Raw genomic sequence first — 17,098 nt, forward strand, 5'->3', positions numbered from 1 at the left:
CCTCGGCCAATGGCTGAAGGGCATTCTTTTTTTGAAAATATCAATTATTTGCTTGGTTCGCCATCATCCGTAGAAGATAAATCCGGCCGTTGCAGAATATAACTATTAGACATATTCAGGAGCCGCCGAACGGCATCAAACTGCACTTGTGTCGAACCGCCCTCAGTTTCAGAGCCATCGATTAGGTTATAGTTATTTCCATCATCGTAATCGACTCCAGTTAAGTACAAGCTTGTGTCATTAATAAAAGAACCAGTAGGAAGAAAATGTCTGACAGGTAGTAGATTGGTCTGTTGATTCATCAGATCTTCTCCGAAGTGGAGCTGGTCCTTCATAGAAATCCCTAACAGATTAGCTACAGTTGGTAAGATGTCAATCTGACCGCCAGTTTGGGTATACACAGTAGGTTGGTCTATGCCCGGGGCATGAACAATGAAAGGAACGTTGAACATATCGGTGTATCCATACTCATGTCCGACCATTTCCTCCATTAATGACTTCTCATTGCCGTCAAGGGAATACAGGGATACACCTTGATGATCTCCGTAGAAGACAATCACGCTATCCTCCCACAACCCGCTGGACTTCAGTTCGTCTAGGAATTGTCCCATGGCGTAATCCGCATAATTTTGGGCTGAAATATAGTCGCCGACCAAGGTTCCTTCGTACCGTTTTGGCAGCGTCATTTTAAATTTAGATTCTGGCATTTTATAAGGGTGATGAGCGCTCATAGAAATGACCATCGCGTAAAAAGGATCATCTTCAGCATCCATTTTGACTAATTCAGGAACGGTCTTGGCAAACAGTACCTCATCAGAAGATCCAAATGCGATATGATCATCATCTCCATAGAAGGACTGATCGTAGTATTTATCAAAGCCTAGCACCTTGTATAAGGTTTTGCGGTTCCAGAATTCCACGCTGTTGGTGTGAAAGGTGGCTGTGTTGTATCCATTAGCTTTCGTCAGCTTGGGCAGACTTGGAAGCTCCTTAGTCATATACTCGGAGGAAGTGGCTACTTTGTGATGAGGAACATATAGCGAGGTGTTCACTACAAATTCTGCATCCGATGTTGTTCCTTGCCCCGCATTCGTATAGAAGTTATTGAAATAATGTTCGCTTGCTATAAGTTTATTTAGATTTGGAGTCACTTCCTGTCCGTCAATACTTAAGCCAAGCAGGAAATTCTGAAAAGATTCCATTTGCACTACAATCAGATTCTTACCTTGAGCCGCAGCCCAATACTTTGGAGAGACTGGTTCCGTTATCGCCTTTGTAGCGTCCACAGACTGCTGCGTAATTTCTTTGCTGTCGATCATTTCTACCTTTTCCGTGCTGTCAGCAAAAATAGTATATACCTCATAATTGAGAATCCCCATACTCTCCGCCTTTTTATTCTCGTTCATACTGGCGTGATTCGGCCAAATATTAAAGACACAGATCGCAAGAGAAACGCTGATGATCCCAAGCAAAACGGTTCGGTTCATACGCCGGTTCATGCCTCGTTCTTTCCAGATCGCAATATATTTCGGACGGAACATAAAGAACATGAAGACTACTATATCCACAAAAATGAACAAATAGTAAGGATCCAGCAAGGAGTACGTGCTTTCTCCTACCTTGGTTACTTTATCTGCTTGTTCCAAGGCATGGTAAGTAGCAATTATGCCGTAATACTTGTAATACATCAGAACGGCAAAATAAATCACTGAAATTAATAAGTTCGCAATCATGTAATACAGAAACTTCCGCTTGGAAGCCATCCATTCAATGAGTCCAAATACGATAAAGAAGAACGGTATCTCTGTGAGCAGCATGCTCCAATTAGGGCCGTCACTAAATACCACGAACCAAGCCACTGCGCATTTTAAGAGCAGGATGAAGCTAAAAATTAGAAAGGGTTTGTTTTTGATCTGAAAATCTTTTTTCACTCGTTATCATCCTCTCTGGTGCAAAACACACTAAAATCCTGCATAACTCTGTATGTTGTGGGAATCCGTTGCAATATGCCGATGCCTATTATGCTCTTGAAGTTTTCGTGTGTCAAAAGACGGACGAGAGACCTAGAGCGCAGCAACAAGCGATTTAAGCCACATAACCAGGAAAATTCAGCTTCAATCCTAAACTACAGATTAAATGCGTATAAATTGATTTAAAAAATTACAGTTTCTCGCAACTTTACATAATATTCCACAGTCTATATAAGGAGAGTGAATACAGCGGAGGTCCAGTTGGTGCTGACTAATTGTTTGACTCCTCTAATGCCAAAGGAGTGATTATAAGTGGGAAGACAAATTTCAAGCTTTAAAATTCAGATAAGACGAATAGGTAGTGTAGTTATCGGGGCAGCAATTATCCTGGCTGCAGTCTCTCCATTAATAGTTAAGGCGGACAGTGTAGTGAGTTTCCCGGATGAAAAGAAGTTATTGTCTGGCATCACAGGGCTGGATGCAGGGGATAGAAGTGCTTATGCCATCACTGCAGATGGAACAGCCTGGGCTTGGGGTGGTGGATACGGCTCTATTGGTCATGGGGCAACCACGCCGGCGTATACTCCAGTCAAAATGCGTATCGATCATGTAAAACAAGTCTCAGGTGGCTACCGTCATACCTTGATGTTGAAAGATGATGGAACCGTGTGGGCTGTGGGAGGAAACGAACATGGACAACTTGGCACTGGAGCGCAGTCCTCGACAGTCCTTGTAGAGCCGGTTCAAGTGAAGGGGCTAACGGAAGTGATTTCTGTTTCGGCAGGAGACACACATAGTTTAGCGCTTCGAAAAGACGGAACGGTCTGGGCGTGGGGAGGTAATGAGCAAGGGCAACTTGGTGACAACACGGGGAAAAACGGGCTAACACCGATGCAAGTGAAAGGACTACCCTCTATTTTAGCTATAGCTGCAGGATCGAATAACTCAGTGGCACTTGGGAACGGAGGAGAGGTGTGGGTGTGGGGCTCATCTAAAACTAGAGGTATTAAAAAGGATGCGGTTCTAAAGCCTACCCTACTTAAAGGCGGCGGGGAGTATAGAGCTGTTGATACTGATGGGTGGAGTGGAGCAGCTTTGAGATGGGATGGTACCGTTTGGTTATGGAATAATTACACAGACCAGGGTGAAACTTTACAGCCGATTCAGATTCCTGGACTAACCAATGTCGTATCGATGACAACAGACTCCGCGGTGAAAGCCGACGGGACCGTATGGCAGTGGACAGTTGACGATAAAAATAAGATGAATGTTAAGCAGATTAGTGGTATTCAAAATGCAGTTTCGATTACCAGCGGGAACAGAAATCATTATGTGCTCTTAAAAGACGGTCATGTTTTTGCATGGGGGACGAATGAATTTGGACAGACTGGCTTGGGGGTTAGAGATTTTATGATTGATACGCCTCAGCCCGTGAAGAAATCGATTCAGGTTCTGTTGAACAATAATGAAATGGATCTGACCATGCCTCCTTTACTGCTCAACAATTCTACTTACGTCCCTTTAAGAGGAATATTTCAGCAAATGGGAGTGGATGTACGTTGGGACGTTCCTTCGAGATCAGTTATTGCCGTGAAGGAATCTACATCTACTACTCTGATCTTAAATTCGGTTAATGGACAAACGACAGTGAATGGAAAAGTAATAGCCACAGATCAAAAGTCAGTCTTTATTAATGATAGTGTATATGTACCCTTAAGACTGGTCAGTGAAATGTTAGGCGCTAAGGTAGAGTGGAATGCTGAAGCTTATGCTGTTCAAATCCATTCAAACCAATAAAAAACAGATCGAAATTTTAATGCGGTCATCCTAAATGGAAACAACTCGAAATTCTTAATTATGATGCTGATGAATATTGGATCAATGGGACAACGTATAATAACCCCAATGATCGTTCAATTAGGATCTTGAAACGGATGGGCATAGGAACAACGGTAATATGGGGACAAAAACGGGTAAGAGTATACATTACGGCCTCTTTATATTCATGGCAGTGCTGTTGATCGGAACTGGTGGATGGCCGTTCCGAATGCCACTAAACCGAACGTCTTAAGGCGGAATTGAAAGGATGGTGAGGTTTCTCATTGAGCTTAAAATAAATCGTATGAAGTAGCCCCCTATTGTGATAGAATAATCTAGTTGTCCTAGTTTCCGGAAATTCACTCCATTCCAGCGATATTTATGATATGTATAGGTGGATAATCGAGGAAATATGAGCATTTAAGAGTATTAACAAGAATCCTTGAAGATTTTACACAATAATCATCATTTTTTGTCGGTTTTTATTGATTTATTCAAAAATATTATGTATAATCAGCCTTGTTGATTTTGCAAATGGAATTTTAGGAGGTTTTTATTTTGGGAAAAGCGTTAATTATTGGCGCTGGCGGTGTTTCCAGTGTTGTTGTTCACAAATGCTGCCAGAACCCGGATGTATTTGAAGAGATCTGCATAGCTAGCAGAACTGTCGCGAAATGTGACGCTCTGAAAGATAAATTAGCCGGAGGCCGCACGAAGATTTCTACTGCTCAGCTCGATGCAGATAATACGGACGAAGTCATTGAACTGATCAAGAGCTTTGAGCCGGATGTCGTTATTAATGTCGCTCTCCCATATCAGGACCTGACAATCATGGATGCGTGCCTGGCAACAGGAGTGCACTATGTTGATACTGCCAACTATGAACCACAAGATACAGCGAAATTTGAATACTCTTGGCAGTGGGCTTACAAAGAAAGATTTGAAAAAGCGGGTCTTACCGCGTTGCTTGGTAGTGGATTTGATCCAGGTGTAACGGGTGTGTTCACGGCTTACGCTCAAAAGCACTATTTTGATGAAATTCATACCATTGATATTGTAGACGCCAATGCTGGTGATCACGGATATCCATTTGCAACAAACTTTAATCCTGAAATCAATATTCGTGAAATTACAGCCAATGGCCGCTATTTCGAGAATGGCGAGTGGATTGAAACTGCACCACTTTCCGAGAAAAAAGTATACGATCTTCCGGAAATTGGACCAAAGGATATTTATCTTTTGTATCATGAAGAATTGGAATCCTTGGCAGTTAACATCAAGGGCGTGAAGAAGATCCGTTTCTGGATGACCTTCTCCCAGAACTACCTGACTCACTTGAAAGTGCTTGAGAATGTTGGCATGACTTCTATCGAGCCTATCATGTATGAAGGTAAAGAGATCGTTCCTCTGCAATTCTTGAAGGCGATTTTGCCGGACCCAGCTTCCTTGGGACCAAGAACAAAAGGTAAAACTAACATTGGATGTATTATCCAAGGAACTAAAGACGGAAAACCAAAAACTTATTATGTATACAATGTTTGCGATCATGAAGAGTGCTATGCAGAGGTTGGCTCCCAAGCCATTTCCTACACTACAGGCGTTCCTGCAATGATCGGAGCGATGTTAATTATAAAAGGTATCTGGAAAAAGCCAGGCGTATTCAACGTTGAAGAGTTCGATCCAGATCCATTCATGGAAGCTTTAAATAAACATGGTCTGCCTTGGCAAGAAGATTTCTCGCCAACGCTGTTAGACTAAGGCGCGATAATGGATATAGATATCAGCGCAGTCCCGTCACCATGTTACCTTGTAGATGAAAGATTGCTTACACGCAATCTTGAGATTATGAATTCTGTACAGGAACGCACTGGAGCCAAGATTTTGCTCGCGCAAAAAGGCTTCTCCATGCATTCCTTGTATCCGCTAGTTGGGAAGTACTTGCATGGCGTAACCTCAAGCTCCTTGTTCGAAGCCAGACTTGGCTATGAAAAGATGGGTAAAGAGGTTCATGTGTACGCACCAGCTTATATAGATAGTGAATTCGATGAGCTTCTTAGATACTCCGACCACATTGTGTTCAATTCTTTTGACCAGTGGAATCGATTCAAGGATCGCGTTAAGAATGCACCGAAGCAGATCAGCTGCGGCATTCGAGTGAATCCGGAATATTCCGAGATCGAAGTTCCGCTGTATGATCCATGCTACAATTATTCCAGAATGGGAGTAACTCTCCCTAACTTCAGACCGGAAGAGCTTGAAGGCATTGATGGGCTACACTTCCATACCATGTGCGAACAGAATTCGGATACACTTGAGCGTACGCTCAAGGTAGTTGAAGAGAAGTTCGGACCTTACCTCAAAGGAATGAAATGGCTTAATTTCGGTGGCGGTCATCATATTACACGTCCTGATTATGACCTGGAGACCCTGGTCAAGTGCATTCTACACATGAAAGAGACTTACGGTGTGGAAATCTATCTGGAGCCGGGAGAGGCAGTGGCTCTTAATACCGGATATCTGGTAGCTACCGTTCTTGATGTGATGCATAACGGAATGGACATTGCGATTCTCGATACCTCAGCAGAGTGCCACATGCCGGATGTACTGGCTATGCCATACCGTCCGAGCATTATCGATGCTGGACAACCTGGCGAATATCCTTATACGTACAGATTAGGTGGAATGACTTGCCTGGCGGGAGACGTTATCGGAGATTATTCCTTCAAGGAGCCTCTGAAATACGGCGATAGACTCGTATTCCTTGATATGGCGCATTATTCTATGGTGAAAAACCATATGTTTAATGGCGTGAATCTGCCTTCCATTGTTAGTTACAATGAAGAAGAAGGAATTAAAGTAATCAAGCAGTTCGCTTTCGAAGATTTCAGCGAACGTTTATCTTAATAGTAAAAAGGTGTCCCGTGATGGGACACCTTTTTTGATTATTCCTTATTGCATCGTGATGGCGATGCGCTCCTCCTGCGGGAGCCACTCAACGTTTGCTCCGAGTTGCTCACTTATAAAGCGAAGCAGCAGATACATTGAACCGTTTTCGATAAAAGGAAGTGTTGGAAGCTTCACGGCGTTATTATTCACCGTGATCGCACCAGTTACACCGTTAATACCGATAGCAAGTGCTGTTTTCTTTATTATTACTCTTAAATATCCTCCAACTTAATAAGTTTAGACTTATCATTAAATAAATCAATAAAGCTTATGACTGAGACAAAATTCCTTTAACAAACAATGAGACACTGTGCTTGTAGAACTCTTCCTCGGTGACGAGTTGGGATTGATATTGCCGGTGAATCAGCTCGCTCATCTGAAATCCGTAGCACATCGAGAGAAAAGACATGGCGGAAAGACGTTCATCCTGTATAGCTATAACTTTTTTCTTCTGCAAACGTTCAAAATATTCAACCAGCAAGGAGTGTAACTTCACCGGCGGATCGGCCAGCACTCTATCTAATTCGGGAAGCATTCCTTTGTCACGGATGCCAATTAAAATGATGTCCGCATTTTTGTGGAAAAACAAACGGTACTGCTGACTTACATTTAGCAGATCGACTTCCGGGTTATCGGTCGCGTCCTCTTTTAACAGCTTCTCAAATTGCGGGATATCCGAATGTCTTTCAATGATGGCTTCCAATATGCCTTGCTTGCTTCCAAATTGACGGAAAATCGTAGATTCATTGACTTTAGCTTCCGTTGCAATGGCTTTGGTGCTTACTCCATGATAGCCATTCTTTTTGATGAGCCGTGTCGCGGCTTCAATGATTCTGTCTGAAGTTTGCATTGTATTTCTCCTTTTGCATATGTTAAACCTATTCTACTACAAGTATTGCATATGCAGCAGGGGCGGGGTTTATCATTTTCATAAACGTTTATTTAAAGCAAATCGCTTCTTTTTTCCCAGCGGCTTGGTTCCGTAATCTTGACATGATCAGGAACCAATTGCGTAAGCGTGCCTAATTTATCAAATGTAATCTGGATTCGGTCAGAGGGCAACAGCCATTGTTCGGTCTCGATTGCGCAGCAATCCGGTATCGTCCCCATTCCTATAATCGTGCCCGGGAGCGGCGTGAAAACTTTGAGAACCTCCTCCATCACTTTTGCAGGGTGTGCAGAATACTCGGATGTACTACCCTTCCAGTGCAGTCTCTCCCCGATGCGTACATCCACATCCAGTACCAGCGGATTGTCGATTTCATCCGGCGTAACCAGAAATGGTCCTATTCCTTTGCTGCGATCAAAATCTTTGCAGCGCGTCGGTCCGGTCATAGCTTGGAAATCCGGCCACTGCACATCGCGGGCAGTACTGTCGTTAAAAATAACATAACCTGCAATACAGTTTCCCTTCCCTGTAACAAAGGCCAGCTCCGGCTCGATATCCAGGTAGGAAGAGTACGAAGGCCAATGAATCGTATCCCCATCGCCAATTAATGCATTATGGTTACATTTGTAATAACTGAAAGTTACTTTATTCGGATCTTGCTGGAATTTTTCAGCGATTTTTTGTTTAAGCTCTTCTCTTTCCGGCCCTGTGTATTCTCTTTGAAGCAGATTTACGCCAGCATTTCTCAGATGTCTTGGCGTCAGCCCGAAATCGATAAGCGCAGCCGGATTCGGAACTGGCGGCAGCAGTTTTACCGCTACAATCGGGCAGATTTCATTTTCATTGAATTGATGCGACTGTTTGACAGCATATTGCATCAATTCCTTAGCGGCATCATAACTTGCCGGCAAATAATGAAGATAGCTGTCCATACTTTCAAGACTGTCAACGAATGTTCCCTGCTTTTTCATGATTGCGGCAAAAGACACGACAAATTTCTCGTTAATTACAAGTCCAAACAAAGGTTCCTGGGATGTCTTGGTTTGAAAGGTTACTAGCTTCATGTTGCAGCGCCTCCATCCATGTAGTGTGATGTTGTTCTGCTACTATCTTATCGTATAGAATAAATGCATGCAAGTACTTGCTTGCATTTTTGTTTTCCATTCTCTATAATAAGCCATAGACAGTATGCCTTATCCCAAAAATATATACGATAAAGGAGAATTTTCATGAAGTATGGACGTATTATCCAAAAACCCCGCGTTAAATTTATTGAAGTCGCAGATGGCGTCTTTGCCGGTATTTCGCCGTATCGCGGGATCAGTTGGGCCAATGCCGGGTTCATCAACAAGGGTGAAGGGCTGGTGTATGACACGTTCTTCGATTTGTTCCATGCGCGGGAAATGCGTGAGGCTTTTATGGAAGTAAGCAACGGCGGCTCTCCCGCATATGTGGTGAACTCGCACTATAACAGCGACCATGCCTGGGGAAACAAAGTGTTTGAAGATGCTTGCATTATTATGCACAAGGAAGCCTCCAGAGAGCGTCTCACCGAAAATATCGCATGGATGGACAGCGTCATCAGAAGAGGAAAGGATTCTACGGAATCGACTCCGGGTGAGCGGTTTTTTGCAGCGGAATTTGAAGGATTCGACCTGGAGGGCGTAGAATGGGTGCTCCCGAATATTGAGATAAAGGACGATATTAACATCCGTCTTGGCGATACGGAAGTTATGATTTACAACGTAGCTCCAGCCCACTCTGACAGTGACTTGCTGTTGTGGATGCCAAAAGAAAAAGTGCTGTTCGCTGGCGATGTCGTGTTTAACGGTTGTACGGCATATAGCGAAGAGGGAACCCTCAATTGGGTTAAAGTGCTTGATCGTATTATTGATGAAATTAAACCCGAAATCGTTGTTCCAGGACATGGCGCCATCTGTGGCCTGGAATTCGTGAAGGAGCAGAGAGACTACCTCCTGAACCTGATCAGCGAGTTCAACAAGCATTACAATGACGAAATTGATTCCTTGTCCCTGACCAAGCAAATTGATATTTCCCGTTTCCTTCATTGGATTCAGCCAGAACGCTTGTATGTTACAGTGGATATCCTATTGAAAAGCAAACGAGGGTTACCGCCCCTTCCAATTTGGAACGAAGTGCCTGCTAAGCTGGAAGACATGAAAGCTTTTCTGGCTGGGAAATATAGCAATCAGATCAAGCCATGGGACCCTATGAGTGTTTGGCAAGAATAGCAATTTGAAGCTAGACTACGTAAAAGAAAAAACGGCCCTGTCGTAAAATGATGCGAACAGCGGCCGTTCTTTTTGATTTGTTCCACGGAAATATTTCCTAGACCCATCATTACTGATCTGAGTCAAGCAAGGTACCATTAATTAGAGAGAAAATTAATATAAATTATCAGATCCGACATCAGTTAATCACCGGACTTACATTGTGTTTCTCTATCACTCTAAATTCCTCATTCTCCACTTCATTCTTTTTTTAAAACACATTCCCTACTCGAATTACGAATAGTCCTTATTTCATCAAAATTCACCTTCCATCTTTGTTAAAGCCCATCAAGTATGATTACTGGAAAAGTTTCTTCCTATTTACCCGCTTACAAGAAAGATCTCCTGTGATACAATTATTTAGTCTGTTTTTTAATATAGCTATTGAAAGGTTCGTATCTGAGGAGGAAGTCAGCGTCAATGAAACAAGCACCGTTTATTGCAGTGGAAGGCCCAATCGGGGCTGGAAAAACAACATTAGCTTCTATGCTAGCAGAAGAATTAAATTTACCGATCATAAAAGAGATTGTCGATGAGAATCCGTTTCTGGCTAAATTTTATGAGAACATGGACGATTGGAGTTTTCAACTGGAGATGTTTTTTCTCTGTAATCGGTATAAGCAGCTTGAAGATACCGTTACACAGTACATAGATAAAGGGAACCCGGTCATTTCGGATTACCATATTTATAAGAACCTCATCTTTGGAGAACGAACGCTGAATGGAACGAAACGTGAAAAGTATCGGCAAATTTATCATGTGCTTACGGATGACCTGCCAAAACCGAATATTATTCTCTATATTAAAGCCAATTTAGATACGTTATTAACTAGAATTGAAAAACGTGGACGGCCCTTTGAAGAGGGAATGGACACTGCATATTTGGAGCAATTAATTAAAGATTATGATGACGCGATGGCCTCTCTAGCCATTCAGGAGCCTTCGACCGTAATTATTACCATTGATGGAAATGCAGTCGATTTCGTGGAGAATCCAGAACACTTCACTGAAATTGTCTCTTATATAAAGGAGCTAATGAAATGAACTCATATCATATCCCGGAAAATGCCATTATTACCGTGGCTGGAACTGTCGGGGTGGGAAAATCCACTTTAACAGGTGCCTTGGCTAAAAGGCTTAATTTTCAAACCTCGCTAGAGCAGGTCGATCACAATCCTTATCTCGAAAAGTTCTATCATGATTTTGAGAGATGGAGCTTTCACTTGCAAATCTATTTTCTTGCTGAACGTTTCAAAGAGCAGAAGAAGATGTTCGAACTCGGCGGTGGTTTTGTTCAGGACCGTTCCATCTATGAAGACACTGGTATTTTTGCGAAAATGCATGCGGATCAAGGTACGATGTCCAAAACGGATTATGAAACCTACACTAGCTTGTATGAAGCTATGGTTATGACGCCTTACTTCCCGCACCCTGATGTGCTGATTTATATTGAAGGCAGCCTGCCTTCCATCCTGACCCGAATTAATGAACGTGGCCGTGAGATGGAAATTCAAACGGATGTTTCCTACTGGGAGCATATGCATGGCAGATATTCGAAATGGATCAACGAGTTTACAGCTTGCCCAGTGCTTCGTTTGAACATTGATGATTATGATGTAAATGATGAGACTTCGATGTCTGATATTCTTGTGAAGGTGGGCAATGCGATTCGTAAGCCTGCTGATAAAATATAATATTGATGATAAGAAGCTCCCAGGGTTTGGGGGCTTTTTTTATGAGATCAGTAAGCGAATTAAGTGATATAAACTGAGTTTGAGGAATGATTTGTAAAAACAAAAAAAGACCCGAATCATAGATTTGGGCCTAATAGGGAAGTGTCAGTTGTCCTAGTAATAAAATATGAAAAATAAATTAAATTGGTGTGGACACTGTAATCTACTCAAGGGCCAGACCCTATTTTTATAGCCCTTTTTTATAGAAATAGGTTCCAGTCTAATAGAAACTAGTTAATGGTCCATGTCTAAAATTAATAAGATGCGTACACTGAACTATCTTTATAGAGAGGTGTACGTATTGAGTTGTCCAGACGATAAAAAATGTCATAAGGAAAAAATCGCCACTGTATTTCCTTCGAAAAGAAAAGAACATCGTCGAAAAGTTATTAAGAAGATTGTACAAGTCACATGTCCTCCGCCCGAAGTAAATGTTACCACTCCAACAGTCGTTGGTGCTACAGGGCTTTAAGGAGCACAAGGAGTACTAGGACCCCAAGGAGCACGAGGAATCCAAGGAGCAGAAGGACCTCAAGGTCACACCGGTGGGCCCCCAGGACCCCAAGGACCTGAAGGACCTGAAGGTCAACCTGGGCCAGCGGGAGCAATGGGTCCACAGGGTGTAGCGGGACCAGTTGGACCTCAAGGTGAGCAAGGAGTACCGGATACACAAGGATTCGTAGGTCCTCAGGGGCCGCAAGGTTTACCTGGTTCTGCTGGAGCAATAGGACCACAAGGTTTTGTAGGTGCAACCGAATCTCCTGGAGCGGCTGGAGCAGCGGGTGCGACAGGGGCAACCGGAGCAGCAGGTAGTGTGTTAGGCTTTGCTGATTTTTTTGCCCTGATGCCCCCTGATAATGCAGCCACTGTAGCACCGGGCACAGACGTGAGTTTTCCTCAAAATGGCCCAACCAGCGGGACGACGATTTCACGAACGGGTCCTAGTTTTTTTAATTTAGCGGCAATAGGGACTTATCAGGTGTTGTTTCAGGTTAGTGTAACTGAAGCAGGGCAACTCATCTTGACTCGGCGCACTTTCGACAAGTGCGTTCTTTTTTATCCTGAGTGCGATATCATCCTCCTCATGATACAATAAGGGACAAGTTTATAAGGATGAGGTGACTTTAATTGAAGTATGATTTCGATCGCGTAATTGACCGCCGTAATACACGTTCTTACAAGTGGGACCAGTCCGAGAAGTTGTTTGGCGAGAAGGATATTATGCCACTTTGGGTGGCAGACATGGATTTTGAAAGTCCTCCTGCAGTGAAGGAAGCGATTCTGCGCCGCGCAGAACAAGGGGTTTACGGATACAGTGTACCTAGTGACTCTTATAAAGAAGCTATTACGTCTTGGTTCAGAAGACGGCATGATTGGAAAATTAAATCGGAATGGATTTCGGATTCTCCCGGAATTGTAACCTCCTTAAGTTTTTCTGTAGAGCTGTTTACCGAGCCAGGGGACGAGGTTATTTTACAGTCGCCAGTCTATTATCCCTTCTATGATGTCATCCAAATGAATGATCGCAAGGTCGCCAAGAATCCGCTTGTTATTCGTAATGGACGCTTCGAGATGGATTATGAGCAATTGGAAGGGCTGATGAAAGGTGGGGCCAAGCTGCTCCTTTTATGCAGTCCACATAATCCGGGTGGTAGAGTATGGGAAAGAGAAGAGCTACTGAAGCTCGGTGAACTCTGTCTGCGTTTCGGAGTGACCGTAATCTCTGATGAGATTCATTGTGATTTGGCGCTTCCAGGTTATGAGCATATCCCTTTTGCATCCTTATCTGAGGAAATTGCGAATATTACACTAACCACACTTGCCGCGACCAAAACCTTCAATCTACCGGGGTTACAATCTTCTTTTATCGTGTCTTCCAATCCGGAATTGAAGCTTAAATTTGATCGAAAAATGAAAGCCTTGAGTTTACATATGGCTAGCTTCTTCGCCCAAGGTGCGGTAGAAGCTGCCTATAATGATGGTGAAGAATGGTTGGATGAGCTTTTAGAGTACGTGTCAGGCAATGTGGACTATGCGATTAGCTATCTGTCGGAGCATTTGCCACAGGTCCAAGTGATGCAGCCGCAAGGCACATACCTGCTATGGGTTGACTGCCGCGGTCTGAATCTGGATATAGATGGACTTAAACAGTTGATGTACAAAGAGGCTAAGGTTGCTTTTAATGAAGGCTCTGTCTTTGGAACTGAGGGACAAGGTCATCTGCGGATCAATCTAGCTTGTCCTAGATCTATTCTAGTCGAAGCGTTAGAACGCTTTTGTCGAGCAGCCGCAGCTTATACAGCGAAATAAAAGGTATTCCTGAAGCTTGATGACTTCTTCTGAGGAGATCGTCGAGCTTCTTTATTTTGCAAAAAGGTAAAAAGAATAATAAAATGGAGTCCATTACGTCAAGCAGGAGGACTTCGAATGAAATGGGTAGCTCAGCTTCCGTATTATAAGATACAGCGAGAAATTAAGGATGGAGAACAACGAAGTATTACATGCAATCGCTTAATGTATTTGTACAAAGATAGAGTCGTGACTCGTCATCGTGAATTTCCAATAAAAGATATCTTAGATATGTCCTATCGCTCTATGGGAGGATCAGAGGGGATGTTCTATCTGTACACGAGTAAGGGTGTCTATACTTATTTGGTAGAGTGTGATCCTGAAAGCTTTATTGATACTTTTAAAGAACAGCAAATGAATAAAATTGAGCGTACTGGTAGGCCGTGATATGATAATCCATACGACATTGCAGGGTGGGAGAGAACATAAATGAGCAAAACACGAATTATTATTGATGTAGACACAGGTATTGATGACGCACTGGCGATTCTATATGCCTTACGCGCTCCAAACGTAATTGTAGAAGGAATTACAACCGTTTTTGGGAATATTGATGTCGACAAGGCGGCGGACAATTCACTGCGACTGATTGAGCTTGCTAAGCCTGGTTATGAGATTCCTGTAGCCATTGGAGCATCCAAGGCACTTGTTCGTGAGAGCTCAGGCTTCGCCACTCATGTGCATGGTGAGAACGGTATTGGTAATGTAGAAATTGCTCCATCCAGCCAGCGTCCCATTAGCGAAACTGCATCTGAGTTTATTGTTCGGATGGCTAATGAGAATCCCGGAGAAATTGTATTAGTTACACTGGCACATCTAACCAACCTTTCTATGGCACTTGATATGGACCCTGGTATTAAGAATACTTTGAAAAAAGTAGTGGTGATGGGCGGTACGATTTTCAATCCCGGCAATAGAACACCGGTTGCGGAAGCGAATATTGCTGGAGATCCGGAAGCTGCTGATCATGTATTTACATCTGGACTTCCCGTTATGATGGTGGGTTTAGACGTTACGCTTAAGACGAGGATTACCCAAGAGCATATCGATTTATTAAACCGTTTTGGACGTGAAGAGAATAAAGCGATCATTTCGTTCATGGAACAATCGCTCACTCATTATTTTAATTTCTATCGTGAAGCGAACTTTTTGATTAACAGTGCACCGCTGCATGATCCGCTCGCGCTTATGGTTGCGTTGCAACCAGATCTAGTAACTTACAAAGAGATGAATGTTCGTGTGGAGCACAAAGGTGAGTTTACATCGGGAATGGTCGTAGCAGATTTGCGGGCTCAGCCAAAAGTGGGTAAACCCATACAAGTTGCAGTGGATGTAGATGTTGAACGAGCAGTGGGAACCTTTTTGAGCGTGTTTATGTAATTTTGTCGACCTCTACTAATATGAAAAATAATTTCGAAGCTCATAGATGACAATCTATTAATTTTACAATTGGATAATCTTTGGTAAAATGGTAGAGACATATAAAGAGTTTGAGAGATTACACTTCATATTATGGAAGATGGGAGACTTAACAGTCATGAACAAACGGATTGGCAAATTGGTCTTATGTCTGGCGATTTCGCTAGGCGGCACCACGGCATTATACCAAAATACTACACAAGCAGCACCCGCAGGTGGAGTTAGTATTGTACTGGATGGTTATGCACTACCGTTTCCAGTAGAGCCTGTTGTGATGAGCGGAACAACGATGGTTCCATTCCGGGCGATATCAGAAGCGCTGGGGATCAACGTAGAGTGGAATCAAGCGCTTAAGAAAATTACCGCGACCAAGACGGATACAGCGGGTACTAAAGTGGTAACGTTGACCCTTGGCAGTAAAAATGCAGGCGTAAACGGCGAAGTTGTGAAGCTAGGGGTTGCCCCGCAAACGATCCGTAATAACACGATGATTCCACTCAGCTTTTTCGGCCAGCAGTTTGGTGCGGGCGTAGCTTGGGATCAAGCAACCAAAACGGTATCGATCACTTCACCAAAGACAGATATGTATAAGCTGGGCTTTTATGCACTTAGCTCATACAGTGAAATTTCGTTGCTTCCTAGCTTCGATGCTGTAGCTTTTGGGTGGAGCGGGATTGATAAAAGTGGACAATTCACCACGACAGGCACTGACTTTAGATGGCCTCAAGCTGCTGGGGACGTAACCCCGGAGTCTATTATCTCGAATGCAGCAGCAGGTGGCACAGCACCTTATCTGATGGTATTTTCTGGTGATACTGCATCCGAATTGACGAAGAACCTGGAAGATAAAGTGCTTCAAGAGCAGACGATTACAGGAATCGTCGATCTGGCTACACAAAAGGGATTCCAAGGCATCACGCTGGATCTCGAGGGACTGGGTCTAACGGGAGATAAAGCAAAGGTGCAAGCGGATTATAATGCTTTTGTGAAAAATCTGTCTCAAAAAGCACATGCAGCAGGTCTAAAGCTTACGGTTATTCTTCATCCATTAAACAGCTCTTATAAAGGTTATGATTACAAGACGCTAGGCAGTCTCGCAGATGATTTGGTCATTATGGCTTATGATTATTTGAAAGAGAAAAAAATTCCAGAGCCGATGAGTTTAGTTGATGAAGGCATCCGGCTTGCACTTCAGCAAGTGAGTAAGGATAAGCTGATTCTCGGTATTTCCGTATACAGTGAGAATGAGACATCAGTAAATTCCAAGGTTGGACTTGCCAAACGTTACGGTCTTAAAGGGATTGCAATCTGGCGTGTAGGTTTGATTGGACAGCCTGTCTGGAATGAGATGGGTAAGTCGGTGGAGTTGTAAGGGTTTATGATATAAAAGGAAAAAGGCTGCCGTGTGGCAGCCTTTTTTTATGATGTGAATTCGGGAAAGTATAAGGAAAAACTCCCTATAATCCTGAGATTTAACGTATTTGCAGTGAGTTATGTGGAAAATCTCCCTATAAATTGGCTGATTAGGCGGCTTATCGTGCTAAATCGGTTTTTATAGGGAGATATTCCCTGCTATGAACGAATTAGTCAATTCCCCTGTTTTCCCCTTTAAACCAAAGGGTTTTCAATCCCTTGGGCACAGAGACAAAATGCGAGTCGTCGGCTGGCAATCTGCTATCCGTG

General features: G+C 43.2%; 15 protein-coding genes. 11 read left to right on the forward strand and 4 right to left on the reverse strand.

Annotation, left to right across the window (positions count from 1 at the left end; translation table 11 throughout):
• Positions 1-44: 44 nt before the first annotated feature.
• Positions 45-1,931: an LTA synthase family protein gene (locus L1028_RS21655; protein WP_234539522.1), complete on the reverse strand. Its 1,887-nt coding sequence runs from the start codon at positions 1,929-1,931 to the stop codon at positions 45-47.
• Positions 1,932-2,282: 351 nt separating this feature from the next.
• Between L1028_RS21655 and L1028_RS21660 the strand changes: the two genes are divergently transcribed.
• From L1028_RS21660 to nspC, 3 genes are all read left to right on the forward strand, one after another.
• Positions 2,283-3,767 (forward strand): stalk domain-containing protein, encoded by a 1,485-nt coding sequence (locus L1028_RS21660; protein ID WP_234539525.1) that lies wholly within the window; start codon positions 2,283-2,285, stop codon positions 3,765-3,767.
• A gap of 579 nt (positions 3,768-4,346) precedes the next feature.
• On the forward strand, positions 4,347-5,546 hold the full coding sequence (locus L1028_RS21665) for a saccharopine dehydrogenase family protein (RefSeq protein WP_060624451.1): 1,200 nt from the start codon (positions 4,347-4,349) through the stop codon (positions 5,544-5,546).
• 9 nt (positions 5,547-5,555) lie between these two features.
• A complete protein-coding gene (nspC, locus tag L1028_RS21670; RefSeq protein ID WP_234539529.1) occupies positions 5,556-6,692 on the forward strand; it encodes a carboxynorspermidine decarboxylase in 1,137 nt (378 codons plus the stop codon).
• Between the two features lie 45 nt (positions 6,693-6,737).
• Here the strand turns inward: nspC and L1028_RS21675 are convergent, their stop codons facing one another.
• From L1028_RS21675 to L1028_RS21685, 3 genes are all read right to left on the reverse strand, one after another.
• On the reverse strand, positions 6,738-6,941 hold the full coding sequence (locus tag L1028_RS21675) for a stalk domain-containing protein (RefSeq protein WP_341482573.1): 204 nt from the start codon (positions 6,939-6,941) through the stop codon (positions 6,738-6,740).
• 61 nt (positions 6,942-7,002) lie between these two features.
• Complete coding sequence (locus tag L1028_RS21680; RefSeq protein WP_234539536.1) at positions 7,003-7,584, reverse strand: TetR/AcrR family transcriptional regulator; 582 nt, start codon at positions 7,582-7,584, stop codon at positions 7,003-7,005.
• 92 nt (positions 7,585-7,676) lie between these two features.
• Entirely contained in the window at positions 7,677-8,687 is a 1,011-nt protein-coding gene (locus L1028_RS21685; protein WP_234539538.1) for a fumarylacetoacetate hydrolase family protein, read from the reverse strand.
• Positions 8,688-8,852: 165 nt separating this feature from the next.
• On the opposite strand from L1028_RS21685, the gene L1028_RS21690 reads away from it, so the two are divergent.
• From L1028_RS21690 to L1028_RS21725, 8 genes are all read left to right on the forward strand, one after another.
• On the forward strand, positions 8,853-9,875 hold the full coding sequence (locus L1028_RS21690) for an MBL fold metallo-hydrolase (RefSeq protein WP_234539542.1): 1,023 nt from the start codon (positions 8,853-8,855) through the stop codon (positions 9,873-9,875).
• Positions 9,876-10,334: 459 nt separating this feature from the next.
• Positions 10,335-10,958, forward strand: coding sequence for a deoxynucleoside kinase (locus L1028_RS21695; protein WP_234539544.1), 624 nt, complete (start codon positions 10,335-10,337; stop codon positions 10,956-10,958).
• Positions 10,955-11,608, forward strand: a complete 654-nt coding sequence (locus L1028_RS21700; RefSeq protein WP_042186705.1) for a deoxynucleoside kinase — start codon at positions 10,955-10,957, stop codon at positions 11,606-11,608. Before L1028_RS21695 ends, L1028_RS21700 begins: the two co-directional genes overlap by 4 nt.
• A gap of 646 nt (positions 11,609-12,254) precedes the next feature.
• Positions 12,255-12,743 carry a hypothetical protein gene (locus L1028_RS31355; protein ID WP_279306898.1) on the forward strand — a complete coding sequence of 163 codons (489 nt, stop codon included), beginning with the start codon at positions 12,255-12,257 and terminating at the stop codon, positions 12,741-12,743.
• 32 nt (positions 12,744-12,775) lie between these two features.
• The gene (locus tag L1028_RS21710) at positions 12,776-13,957 is read left to right on the forward strand and encodes a MalY/PatB family protein (RefSeq protein WP_234539546.1); all 1,182 of its coding nucleotides are present in this window, start codon (positions 12,776-12,778) and stop codon (positions 13,955-13,957) included.
• 117 nt (positions 13,958-14,074) lie between these two features.
• Positions 14,075-14,383, forward strand: a complete 309-nt coding sequence (locus tag L1028_RS21715; RefSeq protein ID WP_042186739.1) for a hypothetical protein — start codon at positions 14,075-14,077, stop codon at positions 14,381-14,383.
• A 42-nt stretch (positions 14,384-14,425) separates the two neighbouring features.
• Positions 14,426-15,376 (forward strand): nucleoside hydrolase, encoded by a 951-nt coding sequence (locus L1028_RS21720; protein ID WP_234539549.1) that lies wholly within the window; start codon positions 14,426-14,428, stop codon positions 15,374-15,376.
• Positions 15,377-15,533: 157 nt separating this feature from the next.
• A complete protein-coding gene (locus tag L1028_RS21725; RefSeq protein ID WP_234539552.1) occupies positions 15,534-16,787 on the forward strand; it encodes a stalk domain-containing protein in 1,254 nt (417 codons plus the stop codon).
• The last annotated feature ends 311 nt before the right edge of the window (positions 16,788-17,098 follow it).

Source organism: Paenibacillus pseudetheri (assembly GCF_924513355.1).
Lineage (GTDB): Bacteria > Bacillota > Bacilli > Paenibacillales > Paenibacillaceae > Paenibacillus_AQ > Paenibacillus_AQ pseudetheri.

Excerpts from the sequence above, each read along its gene's own strand:
- L1028_RS21690 (WP_234539542.1), top strand. The coding sequence starts at position 8,853 with ATGAAGTATGGACGTATTATCCAAAAACCCCGCGTTAAATTTATTGAA.
- L1028_RS21715 (WP_042186739.1), top strand. The coding sequence starts at position 14,075 with ATGAAATGGGTAGCTCAGCTTCCGTATTATAAGATACAGCGAGAAATT.
- nspC (WP_234539529.1), top strand. The coding sequence starts at position 5,556 with ATGGATATAGATATCAGCGCAGTCCCGTCACCATGTTACCTTGTAGAT.
- L1028_RS21725 (WP_234539552.1), top strand. The coding sequence starts at position 15,534 with ATGAACAAACGGATTGGCAAATTGGTCTTATGTCTGGCGATTTCGCTA.
- L1028_RS21695 (WP_234539544.1), top strand. The coding sequence starts at position 10,335 with ATGAAACAAGCACCGTTTATTGCAGTGGAAGGCCCAATCGGGGCTGGA.
- L1028_RS21720 (WP_234539549.1), top strand. The coding sequence starts at position 14,426 with ATGAGCAAAACACGAATTATTATTGATGTAGACACAGGTATTGATGAC.
- L1028_RS21700 (WP_042186705.1), top strand. The coding sequence starts at position 10,955 with ATGAACTCATATCATATCCCGGAAAATGCCATTATTACCGTGGCTGGA.
- L1028_RS21680 (WP_234539536.1), bottom strand. The coding sequence starts at position 7,584 with ATGCAAACTTCAGACAGAATCATTGAAGCCGCGACACGGCTCATCAAA.
- L1028_RS21685 (WP_234539538.1), bottom strand. The coding sequence starts at position 8,687 with ATGAAGCTAGTAACCTTTCAAACCAAGACATCCCAGGAACCTTTGTTT.
- L1028_RS31355 (WP_279306898.1), top strand. The coding sequence starts at position 12,255 with ATGGGTCCACAGGGTGTAGCGGGACCAGTTGGACCTCAAGGTGAGCAA.